Genomic DNA, 17,582 nt, shown 5'->3' on the forward strand with positions numbered 1-17,582 from the left:
AACACTCCCTGTTACCTCTGCGCGCAAAGTGTTGCTGTTTTTTGTCGGCGTAAATGACTAGAATTACGCCAATATTGACTGCATTTATACGAAACTAAAGAAAAAACTATGGCCATTCTAGATGTATTGCGTTTTCCCGATGAGCGTCTGCGTACTATCGCAGCCCCTGTCGAGACCTTTACACCCGAGTTACAACAAATTGTAGATGATATGTTCGAAACCATGTATGCGGAGGAAGGCATTGGCCTGGCCGCAACGCAGGTGGATATTCATCAACGCATCATAGTGATCGATGTCTCTGAAAACCGTGAAGATCCTCTGGTATTGATCAATCCGGAAGTGATCTCCCAGTGTGGCAGCACCGGCATTGAAGAGGGTTGTCTCTCCGTGCCTGGCAGCCGCGCTCTGGTACCGCGCGCTGAGCAGATCAAGATCCGCGCCCTGGATCGCCACGGCAAACCGTTCGAGCTGGAAGCGGACGACCTGCTCGCCATCTGTATCCAGCATGAGATGGACCACCTGATGGGCAAGTTGTTCGTGGATTACCTGTCCCCGCTCAAGCGCCAGCGCATTCGCCAGAAGCTGGAAAAGATGGCCCGTGAAGATCGCAAAGTCCTCTGAGGATCTGCCCCATTGAATAAGCTGAAACTGATTTTTGCCGGTACTCCCGACTTCGCCGCCCGTCACCTGGCGGCGTTGTTGTCTTCCGACCATGAGGTCGTTGCCGTTTATACCCAGCCCGACAAGCCCGCCGGCCGTGGCCAGAAGCTCACCGCCAGCCCGGTCAAAGAGCTGGCACTGGCCCACAACCTGCCGGTTTACCAGCCCGCTACCCTGCGCAAGGAAGAGGCGCAAGCCGAACTGGCCGCCCTTGGTGCAGACCTGATGGTGGTGGTTGCCTATGGCCTGATCCTGCCCAAGGTGGTGCTCGATACCCCACGGCTGGGCTGCATCAACGTCCATGGCTCCCTGCTGCCGCGCTGGCGTGGCGCGGCACCGATCCAGCGCTCCATTTGGGCGGGCGATAGCGAAACCGGCGTCACCATCATGCAGATGGATGTGGGGCTGGATACCGGCGCCATGATACGCAAGGTTAGCTGCCCCATCGCCGCCGACGAGACCTCCGCCAGCCTCTATGACAAGCTGGCCGAGCTGGGCCCGCAAGCACTGGTCGACACCATCAATGCCATGGCCGCCGGTGAAACCGCTGCCGAGGTGCAAGATGATGCGCTGGCCAACTACGCCGAAAAGCTCTCCAAGGAAGAGGCCCGCATCGACTGGTCGATGGAGGCTGTTGCGATCGAGCGCTGCATCCGCTCGTTCAACCCCTGGCCCATAAGCTGGTTTGAAGTAGCTGACCAGACCGTCAAGGTATGGCAAGCCGCCGTTATTGACAGCGACCACGGCCAACCCGCCGGCACCCTGCTCAAGGCCGACAAGCAGGGGATCGATATCGCGACCGGCAAAGGGGCACTGCGCCTGCTGACCCTGCAACCGCCCGGCAAGAAGGCGATGTCCGTTTCGGATCTGCTCAACTCTCGCCGCGACTGGTTTGAACCCGGCACGCAATTGAATTGAACTGGATTGAATTGACACAAGCGGGGCCCAGGCCCCGACTTGCGCATCTAAGGTAACTCTATGAAAACACGTGCACAGGCCGCTCTCGTTATTCAACAGGTGCTGGATCAGGGCCAATCCCTCTCCGCTGTTCTGCCTGCTGCCCAGGAGAAGGTCGCGCCTCGCGATCGCGCTCTCCTGCAAGAACTCTGCTACGGCACCCTGCGCTGGCTGCCCCGCCTCGATGCGGCAGTTAACGAGATGATGGACAAGCCGCTCAAGAACAAGAGCCGCATTTTTCACTACCTCATTCTGGTCGGTCTCTATCAGCTCATCTACACCCGCATTCCGGCTCACGCCGCGGTGGCCGAGACCGTCAACGCAGTCAAACTGCTCAAGGGCACCTCCCTGCGTGGCCTCATCAACGGCGTGCTGCGCAACTTCCAGCGCAGCGCCGAAGTCATTCTGCTGCGCATCGACCGCGTTCCCAGCATTCGCCTCGGTCATCCGGAGTGGCTCACCAAGCGCCTGCGTCAGGCCTATCACGATGAGTGGGAATTCATCATGGAGGCGAACAACCAGCGCCCCCCCATGTGGATCCGCAACAACAGCCAGCGCCAGAGCCGCGATGCCATGCTGGCTCGCATGGCCGAAGCCGGCATCAATGCCGTGGCCGGTGAAGAGGGCGAGGATTGCATCCTGCTGGAGCGACCTTGCGATGTGACCAAGCTGCCCGGCTTCGAGGTCGGTGACTGCTCGGTACAGGATGGTGCCGCACAACAGGCCGCGGCACTGCTCGACCCACAACCGGGTGAGTGGGTACTGGATGCCTGCGCGGCACCCGGTGGCAAGACTGCCCACCTGCTGGAGCGTCAGCCCAAGCTGGCTGGCGTGGTCGCCGTCGATGCCGACGAAAACCGCCTCAAGCGAGTGCAGGAGAACCTGGACCGCATCGGCCTCACCGCCAAGGTGATCCATGGCGATGCCGCGGCACCGGAACAGTGGTGGCCGGAGGGTCAGTTCGACCGCATCCTGCTGGATGCCCCCTGCTCCGCCACCGGCGTCATCCGTCGCCATCCCGACATCAAGTGGTTGCGCCGTGATCAGGACATCCGCGAGCTGGCCGAGCTGCAGCGCCGTATTCTCAATGCCCTCTGGGGCAAGCTGAAAAGCGGTGGCACCCTGCTCTACGCTACCTGCTCCGTCCTGCCGGAAGAGAACCGCGAACAGATCCGTGCCTTCCTTGCCGCGACCAAAGATGCCAAATTGGTACCGCTGCACGAACATGACACCCCGGACTGCCCGGGCCGCCAGTTCCTGCCGGGTGAAGCCGAGATGGATGGCTTCTACTACGCCAAACTGGTCAAGCTCTGAGCCGGGCATGACAAACCTCATTCGGGAGAGCCGCCAGCTCCGTTCTGGCGCTCCCCTTTACTGCCTCAACGTGAGTAGACGTTCCCTATGAAAATCATCATTTTGGGAGCCGGCCAAGTCGGCGGCACCCTGGCCGAGAACCTGGCCGGGGAGAACAACGACATCACCATCGTCGACACCGACAGCGAGCGCCTGCGCGAACTGCAGGACAAGTTTGACCTGCGGGTAGTCAACGGGCACGGCGCCCACCCCAAGGTGCTGCGCGAAGCGGGGGCTCAGGATGCCGACATGCTGGTCGCCGTCACCAACAGTGACGAGACCAACATGATCGCCTGTCAGGTGGCCTACTCCCTGTTCAACACCCCGAACAAGGTGGCGCGGATCCGCTCACCAGCCTATCTGACCGAACGGGATCGCCTGTTCCTGCCGGAATCGGTGCCGGTGGATCACCTGATCGCGCCGGAGCAGCTGGTAACCGACTATGTTCGTCGCCTGATCGAGTATCCGGGTGCCCTGCAAGTGGTTGATTTCGCTGGTGGCCGCGTCGGTCTCGTGGCGGTCAAGGCCTACTACGGTGGCCCGCTGGTAGGTAACGCCCTCTCCACCCTGCGCGAGCACATGCCCAACATCGAGACCCGGGTAGCGGCCATCTTCCGTCAGGGCCGCCCGATCCGCCCGCAAGGTACCACCATCATCGAAGCGGATGACGAGGTCTTCTTCGTCGCCGCCGCGGGCCATATCCGTGCCGTGATGTCTGAGCTGCAGCGCCTCGAGAGCCCCTACCGCCGCATCATGATCGTCGGTGGTGGCAACATCGGCGCGGGTCTCGCCCGCCAGCTGGAGAAGCGCTACAGCGTCAAGCTCATCGAGCGCAACCAGAAGCGGGCGGAGCAGCTCTCCGAACTGCTGGAGAACACCATCGTCTTCTGCGGCGATGCGGCGGATCAGGAGCTGCTGGCAGAGGAGCACATCGACCAAATCGACGTCTTCATCGCCGTGACCAACGAGGATGAGGCCAACATCATGTCGGCGCTGCTCGCCAAGAAGATGGGTGCCAAGAAGACCATGGTGCTGATCCAGCGCGGCGCTTACGTGGATCTGGTGCAGGGTGGCTCCATCGATATCGCCATCTCGCCCCAACAGGCCACCATCTCGGCCCTGCTGACCCATGTGCGCCGAGCCGATATCGCCAACGTCTACAGCCTACGCCGCGGCGCTGCCGAGGCGATCGAGGCAATTGCCCACGGTGACGAGAACACCTCCAAGGTGGTCGGCAAGACGGTGGGCGAGCTCAAGCTGCCGCCGGGTACCACTATCGGTGCCGTAGTGCGCGGGGATGAGGTGCTGATCGCCCACGATCGTACCAAGATCCAGCAGGATGACCACGTGGTCATGTTCCTGGTGGACAAGAAGTACATCCCGGAAGTGGAGCGGCTGTTCCAGCCAAGCCCCTTCTTCCTGTAACGTCTTCATGCGCACAGGCTGTCAAACCAGACCCGGCTCAGCTCCTCCAAGGGGATGGTCCGGGTCTTTTGTTAATCAACGACCAGGTTATCGAACATGATCAAACTGCGTCCCATTATCTTCACCCTCGGGCTGGTGCTCTCCAAGCTGGCGCTCTTCATGTGGCTGCCCACCTTGCTGGCACTGCTCACCGGGTCAGAGGGATTTGTCGAGTTTCTCAAGTCCGTGCTGATCACCCACGGCGCCGCCCTGCTCTGCCTCCATTACGGCCGCAAGGCGGAGTTTCATCTGGGGGTGCGGGAGATGTTCCTGCTCACCACCTCGGTCTGGGTGGTTGCCTGTATCTTCGGGGCGCTGCCCTTTGTCTTCATCACCCACATCAACTTTACCGACGCCTACTTCGAGACCATGTCGGGGGTGACCACCACGGGCTCTACCGTGCTATCCGGCCTCGACAACATGGCCCACAGCATCCTGTTGTGGCGATCCATCCTACAGTGGCTGGGGGGGGTCGGCTTTATCGTGATGGCGGTTGCCGTACTGCCCTATCTCAACGTCGGCGGCATGAAGCTGTTCCAGACCGAGAGCTCGGACTGGTCAGACAAAAGCGCCCCGCGTGCCAAGACGGTCGCCAACAACATCGTTGTGGTCTATCTGGTGCTCTCCATGCTCTGCTTCATGGCCTACTGGGCCAGCGGCATGAATATGTTCGAGGCGATCAACCACGCCATGACCACCCTCAGTACCGGCGGCTACTCCACCTCCGATCAATCCATGTCCCACTTCTCCAACTCGGCACACTGGATTGGCACCCTGTTCATGTTCCTCGGCGGCCTGCCCTTTCTACTCTATGTGCAGAGCCTGAATCACAGGGACTACAGCCTGCTCAAGGATGCCCAAGTGCGCGGCTTCTTCTGGCTGGTGGTGTGGGTCACCGTCATCATGACCTTCTATCTGTGGGAGAGAGATCTGTTCGGCTTCTGGGATGCCCTGCGCATCAGCTGCTTCAACATCGTCTCGGTACTCACCACCACCGGCTATGGTCTTGGTGACTTCGGCACCTGGGGGCCGCTCGCCAGCATCGTCTTCATCGTGCTGCTGGCTCTTGGGGCCTGCTCTGGCTCCACTGCGGGCGGCCTCAAGATCTTCCGGGTACAGGTGGCCTTTGCCCTGTTCAAGAAGCAGATGCGCCAACTGATGCACCCTTCCGGCGTATTTCCCCAGAAGTACAACGGCCGGACAGTCAATGACGCCATCATCCGCTCAATGATCTCCTTCGTGCTGGCCTACTTCGCCATCATTCTGATGATAGCCGCACTGCTGGGCGCCATCGGGCTTGACCCCCTGACAGCCATATCCAGCTCCATCACCGCCGTTGCCAACGTCGGCCCGGGCATGGGCCCGGTGGTCGGCCCCAGCACCAACTTTGCCAGCCTGCCGGAATCGGCCAAATGGCTGCTGTCATTCGGCATGCTGCTGGGACGACTGGAGATCCTGACGGTCGCCGTGCTCTTCTTCCCCTCCTTCTGGCGCCAGTAACGCTCACCGTAAGCAAGCAAAAAGCCGCAGCGTTCACCCGCTGCGGCTTTTTTATCTCGTCCATCCCCACGACCTTCCCTCAACGCTCATCAGCCCCATTACCGGTGGCCTGAACGACCTCATCGGCATGGCCAGAGCGGATCACAAGCATAAAAAAACGGACCCAAACCAGAGGTTTGGGTCCGTTTATCAGTGAACCGTCAGCGGCCGCAAGGGCTGCCGAGACTCAGCACATGGCATTAACCACGGCCAGAGCGTTTGCGATCCAGCTCGGTCAGCAATTTCTTGCGGATACGGATGTTCTTAGGAGTCACTTCTACCAGTTCGTCGTTGTCGATGAACTCGAGAGCCTGTTCCAGAGTCATGCGGATCGGCGGAGTCAGCACCTGAGCTTCATCGGTACCGGAGGCACGCATGTTGGTCAGCTGTTTGCCTTTCAGGCAGTTAACAGTCAGGTCATTGGAACGGGAGTGAATACCGATTACCTGGCCTTCGTACACCTCGGTCGCGTGACCGATGAACAGACGACCGCGGTCTTGCAGACCGAACAGGGCGTAAGTCAGTGCCTTACCGGTTGCGTTGGAGATCAGCACACCGTTCTGACGCTCACCGATGCTGCCACCCTTGTGCGGACCGTAGTGGTCGAAGGTGTGGTACAGCAGACCGGTACCGGAGGTCATGGTCATGAACTCGGTCTGGAAGCCGATCAGGCCACGGCTCGGGATCATGAAGTCCAGGCGGACACGACCCTTGCCATCCGGGGTCATGTTGGTCATTTCGCCTTTACGCAGACCCAGCTGCTCCATCACGGAACCCTGGTGCGCTTCTTCAACGTCCACAGTCACAGTTTCGAACGGTTCTTGCAGTTCGCCGTCAACAGTACGCAGGATTACTTCCGGACGGGATACCGCCAGCTCGTAACCTTCGCGACGCATGTTTTCGATCAGGATGGAGAGGTGCAGTTCACCACGACCGGATACGCGGAACTTGTCCGGATCATCAGTCTCTTCCACGCGCAGGGCCACGTTGTGGACCAGCTCCTGGTTCAGACGCTCCAGAATGTTGCGGGAGGTCACGAACTTGCCCTCTTTACCGGCGAACGGTGAAGTGTTGACCTGGAAGGTCATGTTCACGGTCGGCTCGTCAACGGAGAGCGGCGGCAGGGCCTCAACGGCACCGTTGTCACAGATGGTGTCGGAGATTTTCAGCTCGCCCAGACCGGTGATAGCGATGATGTCACCCGCTTGCGCGTCGGCAACTTCAGTACGGGACAGACCCAGGTAACCCAGCACCTGACCGACTTTACCATTACGGGTCTTGCCGTCAGCACCAACGATGGTGACTTGCTGGTTGGTCTTGACGCGACCACGGGTGATACGGCCGATACCGATAACGCCCACGTAGGAGTTGTAGTCCAGCTGGGAGATCTGCATCTGGAAACCACCTTCGGCATCAGCCTTCGGCGCTTCAACGTTGTCAACGATGGCCTGGAACAGCGGCTCCATGTTTTCGGACTCGACGTCCTGATCCATGGTGGCCCAACCGTTCAGTGCAGAGGCGTAAACAACTTTGAAATCCAGCTGTTCGTCAGTCGCGCCCAGGTTGTCGAACAGGTCGAATACCTGATCCATTACCCAGTCAGGACGAGCACCCGGACGGTCAACCTTGTTGATGACCACGATCGGCTTCAGACCCTGAGCGAACGCTTTCTGGGTCACGAAACGGGTTTGCGGCATCGGGCCGTCTACGGCGTCAACCAGCAGCAGCACGGAGTCAACCATGGACAGTACGCGCTCTACTTCACCACCGAAGTCGGCGTGACCCGGGGTATCAACGATGTTGATGCGGTAGTCATTCCAGCGGATCGCAGTGTTCTTGGCGAGAATGGTGATGCCACGTTCCCGTTCCAGATCATTGGAGTCCATGATCCGTTCCTGGCCTTCCGTGGAGCGGTCCAGGGTGCCGGACTGCTGCAGCAGCTTATCAACCAGAGTCGTTTTGCCGTGGTCAACGTGCGCAATAATCGCAATATTGCGTAAATTCTCTAACATTCTCGCCTCAATCACCGGGTAAAATTGGGCGCTAATTGTACTCTTGCCTTTGTGATCTGCCTAGCAGAATTGCAGTACATTCGCGCATAACAACAGATCTGGATCATAGACCTCTCTGACAAACCCTGCTTAGATGGGCGGTGACCGTATTTCGCGCACCATTACAGTGCACCAAAACGATCCACCATCGCACTAAATTGATGCAACGCGAGTCGAGATCGCCTGATTTTGGGGAGCCTCTTCAGCGAGATTGCCCTGAAATCAAGCTGTCACAAACTTGGCACGATACTGGCTTGTGTGAATACGACGACGCATTCACCCAGAGAGTTTTAACACCGGAGGTTACTTAGCATGTCAGCCCAGAACGTTTTGGCCCTGATCCAGGAACACGAAGTCAAGTTTGTTGATCTGCGCTTTACCGACACCAAGGGTAAAGAGCAGCATGTATCCATCCCTGCTCACCAGGTTGATGAAGATTTCTTCGAAGACGGCAAGATGTTCGATGGTTCCTCCATCGGCGGCTGGAAGGGCATCAACGAATCCGACATGGTACTGATGCCGGACGCAGCCTCCGCCAAGCTGGACCCGTTCACCGAAGAGACCACCCTGAACATCGTTTGTGACGTACTGGAGCCTGCCACCATGCAGGGCTACGACCGCGATCCGCGCTCCATCGCCAAGCGTGCAGAAGATTTCCTGAAGTCCAGCGGCATCGCTGACACCGTGCTGTTCGGGCCGGAGCCGGAATTCTTCATGTTCGACAACATCACCTTCTCCAACACCATGGGCCACAGCTTCGTGAAAATCGAATCTGAAGAAGCCGCATGGAACTCCGGCACTGCCTATGAGCATGGCAACAAGGGTCACCGTCCGTTCGTGAAAGGCGGTTACTTCCCGGTTGCACCGGTCGACTCCTCCCAGGATATCCGTGCCGCCATGTGTCTGGTGCTGGAAGAGATGGGCCAGGTCGTTGAAGCTCACCACCACGAAGTGGCCACTGCCGGTCAGAACGAGATCGCTACCCGCTTCAACACTCTTACGCTGAAAGCAGATGAAGTACAGGTACTGAAGTACGTGATCCACAACGTGGCCCACGCCTACAACAAGACCGTCACCTTCATGCCGAAACCCATGTTCGGTGACAACGGCTCCGGCATGCACTGCCACCAGTCTCTGGCCAAGAACGGCGTCAACCTGTTCGCCGGGGACCTGTATGGCGGTCTGTCCGAGATGGCGCTGCACTACATTGGCGGTATCATCAAGCACGCCAAGGCCATCAACGCCTTCGCCAACCCGACCACCAACTCCTACAAGCGTCTGGTTCCGGGTTATGAAGCCCCTGTCATGCTGGCTTACTCTGCCCGCAACCGTTCTGCCTCCATCCGTATCCCGGTGGTACCGAGCCCGAAAGCTCGTCGTATCGAAGTGCGCTTCCCGGATCCGGCTGCCAACCCGTACCTGGCCTTCGCTGCCCAGCTGATGGCCGGTCTGGACGGTATCATCAACAAGATCCATCCGGGCGATGCCATGGACAAGAACTTGTACGACCTGCCGCCGGAAGAGGCTGCAGAAGTACCGACCGTTGCCGGCTCTCTGGACGAAGCACTGGCTGCTCTTGATGCTGACCGCGAGTTCCTGACCCGTGGCGGCGTGTTCAGCGATGACTTCATCAACTCCTATCTGGAACTGAAACAGCAGGATGTTGACCGTGTGCGCATGACCCCGCACCCGCTGGAGTTCGAACTGTACTACTCCGTCTAAGTCGCAGCAGACAGCCCATTTAGATTGGGGCAGCTTGCCGAATCGTGACAAAACCCGCCAGATGGCGGGTTTTTTCTCTGATAGGATTAAGCAAGATACCGTCAAGGAGAGATGGATGAACAAGATACATGGCATAGGAGCAATTACCCTCCTGTTACTGACCTCATTCAGTACTCATGCGGCCAAGGTCTACTCCTGGGTCGATGGCAATGGCATTACCCACTACACGGATGCCCCTCCTCCCGGCAAAAACGTAAAGGAGGTGGATCTGCGGGCTGCTCCCCTGCTGGGTAGCGCCCCCAGCTCGGTACAGGTAGACAACTTCAACAGCCTGACTGGCGCCGATGCCAAGAAGGAGCAGGAGGCGGCCAAACTGGTGATCGAGCTGCTCTCCCCTGAACAGGGCAGCACCCTGCGCGACAACACAGGCAATATCGTCTTTCAGGGTCAAATCAGCCCCAAACCGCCAACCCAGTATGATGTGCGCCTGACCCTGGATGGCAAGGCTGCCCCCATCGTCAGCAACAGCCTCTCTATCCGGGTCGAAAATGTCGATCGCGGTGCCCACGAAGCTCAGCTAGAACTGCTCGCCAAAGACGGTACGATCCTTGCTAAATCCACACCAGTCACCTTTTACCTGCATAGAGCGACCGTGACTCCGGCTCCCAAACCCACCCCCAAAGCCAACCAAGGGTGATATAGCGCACCGATGCGGGTAAACTCTATGCACCATATCGGTGCATAATAGGTGTGTAGCACCGTTTTAGGGAGAAACCTGTGCCAACCCGCTCGGACAACGCCAAAACACTCTTGGATAATTTGCTGACCGCCGTGATCCTGATGGATGAACGGCTCTGCATCCAATTCGTCAACCCGGCGGCTGAACAGCTGCTCTCCCTCAGTGAACGCCGGCTGATCGGCATCGAACTGCCTCATCTGCTGGAACATATCTCCCTCGATTTGCAACGGCTCAAGCAGTGCCTCGTTTCAGGGCAAGGCTTTACCGATAGCGAAGTGACTCTGGTGGTAGAGGGAGAACCGCGACTGGTGGAGCTGAGCGCTACCCCCATGGCCGACCACGAACAGCGTCTGCTGGTCGTGGAGCTGCGCAAGATCGACCAGCAGAAGAAGATCAGTCAGGAGCAGCAGCAACATGCCCAGCAGCTGGCGGCCAAGGAGCTGGTGCGCGGCCTGGCACACGAAATCAAGAATCCCCTCGGCGGCCTGCGTGGCGCGGCCCAGCTGCTGCAAAAAGAGCTGCCCGACCCGGCGCTGCGCGAATATACCGGCATCATCATCGAACAGGCCGATCGGCTGCGGGTACTGGTCGATCGCCTGCTCGGCCCCCAGCGCCCCGGCCGTCACCAGATGCACAATGTCCATTCGGTACTGGAACAGGTACGCCGACTGGTGGAGCTCGAACTCCCTCCCTCTGTTCGCATCGAGCGGGATTACGATCCCAGCATCCCCGAATTCGAGATGGAGCCGGATCAGCTGCAGCAGGCGTTTCTCAACATAGTGCGCAACGCCGCCGAAGCACTGGGCGATCAGACCGGGCTTATCCGTATCAAGACCCGCACCGCGTTCCAGATCACCATCCACGGCCAGCGCTACCGGCTGGCGGCGGAGATCAAGATCATCGACAACGGCCCCGGCATTCCCGATGCCATTCGCGACACCCTGTTCTACCCCATGATCACCGGCAAGGAGGGGGGAACCGGGCTCGGCCTCTCCATCGCCCAGAACCTGATCGACCAGCACAAGGGGCGGATTGACTGCATCAGCTGGCCGGGTCACACCGAATTCACCATTTTTCTACCGCTTCGCAAGTAAGGGAACCCCATGACCGCCAAAGTGTGGATCGTCGATGACGACAGTTCTATCCGCTGGGTGCTGGAGCGCACTCTCGGCAGCGAAGGCTTCAACTGCGAGAGCTTTGCCGATGGCGAAGCCCTGCTGCACGCCCTTGAGCTGCGCTCGCCCGATGTGATCCTCTCCGATATCCGGATGCCGGGCATCGACGGCCTGAGCCTGCTTGAGCAGATCCACCGCCGTCAGGCCGATCTGCCCATCATCATCATGACCGCCCACTCGGATCTCGACAGCGCGGTCAACGCCTACCAGCGCGGCGCCTTCGAGTACCTGCCCAAACCGTTCGACATCGACGAAGCTGTTACCCTGGTGCGGCGCGCCGAGAATCACCTCAAGGAGCAGCGCACCAAGCGCAAGTCTCGCCAGCAAGAGGCCACCGCCACCCCGGAGATCATCGGTGAGGCGCCGGCGATGCAGGAGGTGTTCCGCGCCATCGGCCGCCTGTCTCGCTCCAGCATCTCGGTGCTGATAAACGGTCAGAGCGGTACCGGCAAGGAGCTGGTCGCCCATGCGCTGCACAAGCACAGCCCGCGCGCCCACAAAAACTTTATCGCCCTCAACATGGCGGCTATCCCGAAAGATCTCATCGAATCCGAGCTGTTCGGTCACGAGAAGGGGGCCTTCACCGGCGCCAACAACATCCGCCACGGCCGCTTCGAGCAGGCCGACGGTGGTACCCTGTTTCTCGACGAGATCGGCGACATGCCGCTTGATGTGCAGACCCGGCTGCTGCGTGTCTTGGCCGATGGCCAGTTCTATCGAGTCGGCGGCCACCAGCCGGTGCAGGTGGATGTACGGATCATCGCCGCCACCCACCAGAATCTGGAGAAACGGGTCGCCGATGGCGAGTTTCGCGAGGATCTGTTTCACCGCCTCAACGTCATTCGCATCCACATCCCCGCTCTCAAGGAGCGCCGTGAGGACATCCCCCAGCTGGCCCGTCACTTCCTGTTGCGCGCCGCCAAAGAGCTGAATGTGGAGGCCAAGAGCCTGCACCCCGATACCCAAGCCTATATCAGCCGCCTGCCCTGGCCGGGCAACGTGCGCCAACTGGAGAACGTCTGCCGCTGGCTTACCGTGATGGCCTCGGGGCAAGAAGTGCTGGTCGGCGACCTGCCTGCCGAGCTGCTCACCCCCATCACCCACAACGCCGAACCGGGCCAACCGGCGTTGCCCGGTTGCTGGCAGCAACAGTTGCAAGAGTGGGTGGCCAGCAAGTTGGCGCTGGGAGAGACAGACATCCTGGCCGATGCCATGCCCCAGTTCGAGCGGATCATGCTGGAAACGGCACTAGAACACACCCACGGCCACAAGCAGGAGGCGGCGCGCCTGCTTGGCTGGGGTCGCAACACCCTGACCCGCAAGCTGAAGGAACTCGATCTCTCCTGAGTCCCGGGGAAAAACGATTCCCATCACGCCCTGACAAATCACCGCCCGCCAGAACCCCGTTTAACCATAAACGGGGTATCTTTTTTGAAAGCCCCGCCTAGAATGGCAGGCTTTCAAACCTGACTCGACGAGGGCGCCCCCATGATTGACAGATCTCTCCCCCTGACCGACCTGCACCGCCATCTGGACGGCAACATCCGCCCGCAAACCATCCTCGAGCTGGGTCGCCAACACAATATCCAGCTGCCCGCATTCGAGCTGGAAGCGCTGCGCCCCCACGTACAGATCGTCGAGAATGAACCGAGCCTGGTTGCCTTCCTCAAGAAACTCGACTGGGGTGTGGCCGTGCTGGCTGACTATGACGCCTGCCGCCGGGTCGCCTACGAGAACGTGGAAGATCTGCTGCGCGCAGGTATCGACTATGCCGAACTGCGCTTCAGCCCGGCCTATATGGCCATGGCCCACAAGCTGCACCCGCAGGGTGTGGTGGAAGCCATCATCGACGGCGTGGCCGCGGGCAGCCGTGACTTCGGCATCAAGACCAACCTAATCGGCATCATGAGCCGCACCTTCGGCACCGAGCAGTGCAATCAGGAGCTGGCAGCCTGTCTGGCCCACCGCGACAAGCTGGTCGCCATCGATCTGGCCGGTGACGAGCTGGGCTTCCCGGGGGAACTCTTTGTCGACCACTTCCGCAAGGTGCGCGATGCAGGCATGCGCGTCACGGTACACGCCGGTGAAGCCGCTGGCTCCGAGAGCATGTGGCAGGCCATTCGCGAGCTGGGCGCCGAGCGTATCGGCCACGGCGTCAAAGCGATTCAGGATCCGGCTCTGATGGCCTATCTGGCCGAACACCGCATCGGCATCGAATCCTGCCTCACCTCCAACATCCAGACCACTACGGTAGCGAGCCTGACCGAGCACCCGATCCGCCAGTTCCTTGCCGCCGGTGTACTGGCCTGCCTCAACACCGATGACCCGGCGGTGGAAGGGATCGACCTGCCGCACGAATATGAGGTGGCCGCTCCGGCTGCTGGTATGACCGCCAGCGAGATCCGCACCGCCCAGCAGAACGGCCTGACCCTGGCCTTCCTGAGCGATAGCGAGAAAGCCGAGCTGAGCGCCCGCGCCGCCAGCCGCTGATCCACACCGGCACTGCAAATAACAACGGCCCACTTCGGTGGGCCGTTTCTATTTGCCTGTTACATGGTCAGACATAAAACCAAAAGCCTCACATGACGAACTCGTCAATGAAAAACCATCATAAACAATGAGTTGAGCAATACTCCAAACACCCTCATTCTAATTGCGTAACCGTGAGGTTACTTCTTACAAAGAGGGTTTTTGATGGATATTACACCAGATATTGTTGGGCACTTCCGCGCTTCGTTTTTCGGTCAATTCGGTAAGGAAGATACATACCCTACCGAGAAAGTTATCTTCGCCTTGCAAGAAGCGAGCTATGAGACAGGGGGTAGCCGTTGGGGGGAATATGGATCGCAGACATTAAAACAACGAGGGATGTTTTATCTCGCAGCTCATATATTGACTCAACCAACCAGTGCAGATCTAAAAACAACCAGCTTTGGCCAGCAATACCAAAAACTCAGAAGACGAGTGGGAATGGGAGCCATCGCCTGTTAACAAAGTTAAATGGCAAAAGGCCCAAACCGGGGTTGGACCTTTTGCGGATGACGGTGCAGGTAAAACTACTCCTGCTCCTTGTCGCGCTCCAGCGCCCGCTCAACCAGCGGCTCGGGCAGGCTCTTGGTCACCTCCACCCCTAGCTCGCGGAAACGCTCGACCTGCGCAATCAGGTTGCCACGGCCGTTGACCAGCCGTCCCATTGCCTTGTCGTAGCTCTCCTGCGCCTTGTGCAGGCTGCCGCCCATCTGCTGCATCTCCTCCACAAACAGCCGCAGCTTTTCGTAGAGACGACCGGCCCGCTCGGCAATCTGGCGGGCATTCTGGTTCTGCCGCTCGTAGCGCCACAGGTTCTCGATGGTGCGCAGCGCCACCATCAGGTTGGTGGGGCTCACCAGCAGGATGTTGTTGTCGAGACCGTAACGCACCAGCGAAGGATCGGCTTCCATGGCAGTGAGGAAAGCGGGCTCCACCGCTACGAACATCAGCACATAGTCGAGGGTGCGCACCCCGGGCAACTGCTGGTAATCCTTGCGGCCCAGCTCGCGGATATGGTTGCGCACCGAGGCGACATGCTCCTTGAGCGCCACCGCCTTCTCCAGCTCGTCCTCGGCGTTGTACCAGCGCTCGTAGGCGGTCAGCGACACCTTGGCGTCGATGATGATGTCCTTCTCCTGCGGCAGGTGAACGATGACATCGGGCTGGTAGCGCTTGCCCTTCTCCACCTCGATATTGACCTGGGTGTGGTACTCGTGGCCCTCGCGCAGACCGCACTCGCTGAGGATCCGCGCCAGTACCACTTCCCCCCAGTTGCCCTGCTGCTTGCTGTCGCCCTTGAGGGCGCGAGTCAGCGCCGCCGCCTCTTCGGTCATGCGGGCATTGAGCTCGGCAAGGCGCTCCAGCTCGAACTTGAGGCTGTGGCGCTGAGCCGTCTCTTGGGCGTGGGTCTCGCCCACCTGACGACGAAAGCCCTCGAGCTGCTCTTTGAGCGGGGTGAGCAGCAGATCGAGGCTATTCTGGTTCAATTCGCGGAAGTTGCCGGAGTTTTGCTCGAAGATCCGGTTGGCGAGATTCTCGAACTGCTGGCTGAGGCGCTGCTCCGCCTCCTGTTGCAGTTGCAGCTTCTCGGCGGCGGCCAGCCGTTCGCTGCGCAGGGTCGCTTCCGCATCCTTGAGGCGGGCGGTGAGCTTGATCAGCAGGGTCTGCTGCTGCTCCAGCTTCTGCTGCCTCTGCATCCGCTCATCCTGCAACTCGTCGAAGCGATCCTGGAGCGCCTGATAACGCTCCTGTGCCAGCAGCAGCTCCTGAGCCTGTGCCGTGGCAGCCCGCCGCCCGATCAACCAGCCAAGCCCGAGAGCCAGTGCGGCGGCAGGCAGCAAGATCCCCCAAAACCCGGGGTCGATCATTTGCGGCTCCGCTGGCGCAGGAAGAGTTCGAGATAGCGGTTAACCAGGATCCAGATCACCACGTAGATGAGGTAGGCGGCCAGCACCACCCACTTGTGGGTGTTGACGCCGGTATCGAGCTCGGCAAACTCGATATCCTTGATGCGGCAGTAGGCCCACATCAGCAGGGGAAAGACATAGAGCAGGGACGCACGCCAGAGAAATAGCCACATATGTTTTCATTCAACCACGTAAAAAGACCCGCCTAGCTTACACAAGGGCAACTGCGCTTGCGATCCTGACGGCCGCTATTCTCTGGCCTGCTTCCCGAAACTTCGATAAAATTAACCCCTAATAGGTATCAGGGGCGAGCATGACTCACTATTTCCTCCGTTGGCTGACACAAGGTTGGCAAGCTTCCCGCAAGCCCGCAGTGGTTTGCCATGAAGCGCGCCCGCCATGGGCCATCGAGGAGTCCCAGTACCTCTCCCTCTGCAGCCGCTGTGGCGAGTGTTTCAAGGCCTGCCCGCGCGGTCTGCTCAAACCGGCCACCCAGGAGGAGTACGAGGGGAGCCCCATCGCCGGTACGCCGGTACTCGATCTCGCCTGTGGCCAGTGCAGCTACTGCGGCAGCTGCGCCAGAGCCTGTCCCACCGGCGCCCTCGACCTGCAGCTGGGTCGTCAGGTGCAGACCCGGGTGCAGATTGAAGAGAGCTGTCAGGCACGGCAGGGCTTCTACTGCCTGCTCTGTGAAGATGCCTGTCCCCAGCAGGCAATCAAGGCCACAGCCGATGGCATCAACGTCAACATGGATGCCTGCAATGGCTGCGGCGCCTGCGGCCTCGCCTGTCTGCACGGCGCCATCACCCTGATCCGCCAGCCGGGCAATCGCTGACAAACAAAAGGGGCCATCAGGCCCCTTCTATATCTGTTCTTGCTTCCTGCCCATCAGGCCATCGCCAGAATTGACTCCTGCTCGATGCCCAGCAGATGGCAGAGACGGTTCGGATCGCGCACCGCATCGGCCAGGGTGTACTCACCCAGCACTTCGAGGAAGGCGTTCATGGCGCGGCGCAAAATGCCCTGAATGCGGCAGCCACCGGAGAGACGGCAGTTCTCGCGCTTGCAGTCGACCGGACAGAGCACGTGCTCCATATCCATCACCACATCGCGCAGGTTGATGGAGACCGCGGAGCGACCGAGGCGGATACCGCCATGCTTGCCACGTACCGTCTCGATGTACCCCTTGATGCCGAGCTGGTGCACTATCTTGACCACGTGGTTGCGAGAGATGCCGAAGGTATCGGCCACTTCGGTAATGGTCGACAGGCGATCGCCCGGCTGCACCGCCAGGAAGGTCAGGGTACGCAGGGCGTAGTCGGTAAATCGTGTCAGTTGCATGGTCGCACTTGCCTCTTACTACAAGCCAGGAATCAGGACGACAACATTGAGCTAAGAGGCAGGAGACAACCGGTTTGCCTCTGTTCGCCATTGGTTCGCCAGAGGAGGGGCCTGTCTCTTAATCTGAGTTGCGGAGTGACAAGGT

The 17,582-nt window shown here is 59.7% G+C and carries 16 protein-coding genes; 12 read left to right on the forward strand and 4 right to left on the reverse strand.

Features of this window, described 5'->3' with window-relative positions; all coding sequences use genetic code 11:
* Window positions 1–108 precede the first annotated feature (108 nt).
* The 5 genes from def to I6L44_RS15530 all read left to right on the forward strand — a co-directional run bounded on the left by def (window position 109) and on the right by I6L44_RS15530 (window position 5,934).
* Entirely contained in the window at window positions 109–621 is a 513-nt protein-coding gene (gene def / locus I6L44_RS15510; RefSeq protein ID WP_216952294.1) for a peptide deformylase, read from the forward strand.
* A gap of 12 nt (window positions 622–633) precedes the next feature.
* Window positions 634–1,578, forward strand: coding sequence for a methionyl-tRNA formyltransferase (gene fmt, locus I6L44_RS15515; protein ID WP_216952296.1), 945 nt, complete (start codon window positions 634–636; stop codon window positions 1,576–1,578).
* Between the two features lie 60 nt (window positions 1,579–1,638).
* On the forward strand, window positions 1,639–2,931 hold the full coding sequence (rsmB, locus tag I6L44_RS15520; protein WP_216952298.1) for a 16S rRNA (cytosine(967)-C(5))-methyltransferase RsmB: 1,293 nt from the start codon (window positions 1,639–1,641) through the stop codon (window positions 2,929–2,931).
* 87 nt (window positions 2,932–3,018) lie between these two features.
* Complete coding sequence (gene trkA, locus I6L44_RS15525) at window positions 3,019–4,395, forward strand: Trk system potassium transporter TrkA (RefSeq protein ID WP_005339689.1); 1,377 nt, start codon at window positions 3,019–3,021, stop codon at window positions 4,393–4,395.
* Window positions 4,396–4,491: 96 nt separating this feature from the next.
* Window positions 4,492–5,934: a TrkH family potassium uptake protein gene (locus I6L44_RS15530; RefSeq protein WP_216952300.1), complete on the forward strand. Its 1,443-nt coding sequence runs from the start codon at window positions 4,492–4,494 to the stop codon at window positions 5,932–5,934.
* Between the two features lie 239 nt (window positions 5,935–6,173).
* Here the strand turns inward: I6L44_RS15530 and typA are convergent, their stop codons facing one another.
* Complete coding sequence (typA, locus tag I6L44_RS15535) at window positions 6,174–7,985, reverse strand: translational GTPase TypA (RefSeq protein ID WP_106844305.1); 1,812 nt, start codon at window positions 7,983–7,985, stop codon at window positions 6,174–6,176.
* Between the two features lie 351 nt (window positions 7,986–8,336).
* Between typA and glnA the strand changes: the two genes are divergently transcribed.
* The 6 genes from glnA to I6L44_RS15565 all read left to right on the forward strand — a co-directional run bounded on the left by glnA (window position 8,337) and on the right by I6L44_RS15565 (window position 14,651).
* Window positions 8,337–9,746 carry a glutamate--ammonia ligase gene (gene glnA / locus I6L44_RS15540; protein ID WP_005339672.1) on the forward strand — a complete coding sequence of 470 codons (1,410 nt, stop codon included), beginning with the start codon at window positions 8,337–8,339 and terminating at the stop codon, window positions 9,744–9,746.
* A gap of 115 nt (window positions 9,747–9,861) precedes the next feature.
* Entirely contained in the window at window positions 9,862–10,443 is a 582-nt protein-coding gene (locus tag I6L44_RS15545) for a DUF4124 domain-containing protein (protein ID WP_100647086.1), read from the forward strand.
* An 80-nt stretch (window positions 10,444–10,523) separates the two neighbouring features.
* Window positions 10,524–11,579, forward strand: coding sequence for a nitrogen regulation protein NR(II) (glnL, locus tag I6L44_RS15550; RefSeq protein WP_005356202.1), 1,056 nt, complete (start codon window positions 10,524–10,526; stop codon window positions 11,577–11,579).
* Window positions 11,580–11,588: 9 nt separating this feature from the next.
* A complete protein-coding gene (gene glnG, locus I6L44_RS15555) occupies window positions 11,589–13,007 on the forward strand; it encodes a nitrogen regulation protein NR(I) (RefSeq protein ID WP_005339666.1) in 1,419 nt (472 codons plus the stop codon).
* 141 nt (window positions 13,008–13,148) lie between these two features.
* The gene (gene add, locus I6L44_RS15560) at window positions 13,149–14,150 is read left to right on the forward strand and encodes an adenosine deaminase (protein ID WP_216952301.1); all 1,002 of its coding nucleotides are present in this window, start codon (window positions 13,149–13,151) and stop codon (window positions 14,148–14,150) included.
* A 204-nt stretch (window positions 14,151–14,354) separates the two neighbouring features.
* A complete protein-coding gene (locus tag I6L44_RS15565; RefSeq protein ID WP_019445770.1) occupies window positions 14,355–14,651 on the forward strand; it encodes a DUF4054 domain-containing protein in 297 nt (98 codons plus the stop codon).
* Between the two features lie 65 nt (window positions 14,652–14,716).
* Here I6L44_RS15565 and rmuC read toward each other — a convergent pair whose 3' ends face one another.
* Together rmuC and I6L44_RS15575 are read right to left on the reverse strand one after the other, a co-directional pair.
* Entirely contained in the window at window positions 14,717–16,057 is a 1,341-nt protein-coding gene (rmuC, locus tag I6L44_RS15570) for a DNA recombination protein RmuC (protein ID WP_216952303.1), read from the reverse strand.
* Complete coding sequence (locus I6L44_RS15575) at window positions 16,054–16,269, reverse strand: hypothetical protein (RefSeq protein ID WP_021231493.1); 216 nt, start codon at window positions 16,267–16,269, stop codon at window positions 16,054–16,056. Before I6L44_RS15575 ends, rmuC begins: the two co-directional genes overlap by 4 nt.
* 140 nt (window positions 16,270–16,409) lie before the next feature.
* Here I6L44_RS15575 and I6L44_RS15580 point away from each other — a divergent pair, with 140 nt between their 5' ends.
* Window positions 16,410–16,931: a ferredoxin-type protein NapF gene (locus I6L44_RS15580; protein ID WP_216952305.1), complete on the forward strand. Its 522-nt coding sequence runs from the start codon at window positions 16,410–16,412 to the stop codon at window positions 16,929–16,931.
* Between the two features lie 53 nt (window positions 16,932–16,984).
* On the opposite strand, the gene I6L44_RS15585 is transcribed toward I6L44_RS15580, so the two are convergent.
* A complete protein-coding gene (locus I6L44_RS15585; protein ID WP_033114760.1) occupies window positions 16,985–17,437 on the reverse strand; it encodes an Rrf2 family transcriptional regulator in 453 nt (150 codons plus the stop codon).
* Window positions 17,438–17,582: the final 145 nt, after the last annotated feature.

Origin of the sequence: Aeromonas sp. FDAARGOS 1414, from assembly GCF_019047065.1 — a bacterium.
GTDB classification, from domain to species: domain Bacteria; phylum Pseudomonadota; class Gammaproteobacteria; order Enterobacterales; family Aeromonadaceae; genus Aeromonas; species Aeromonas veronii_A.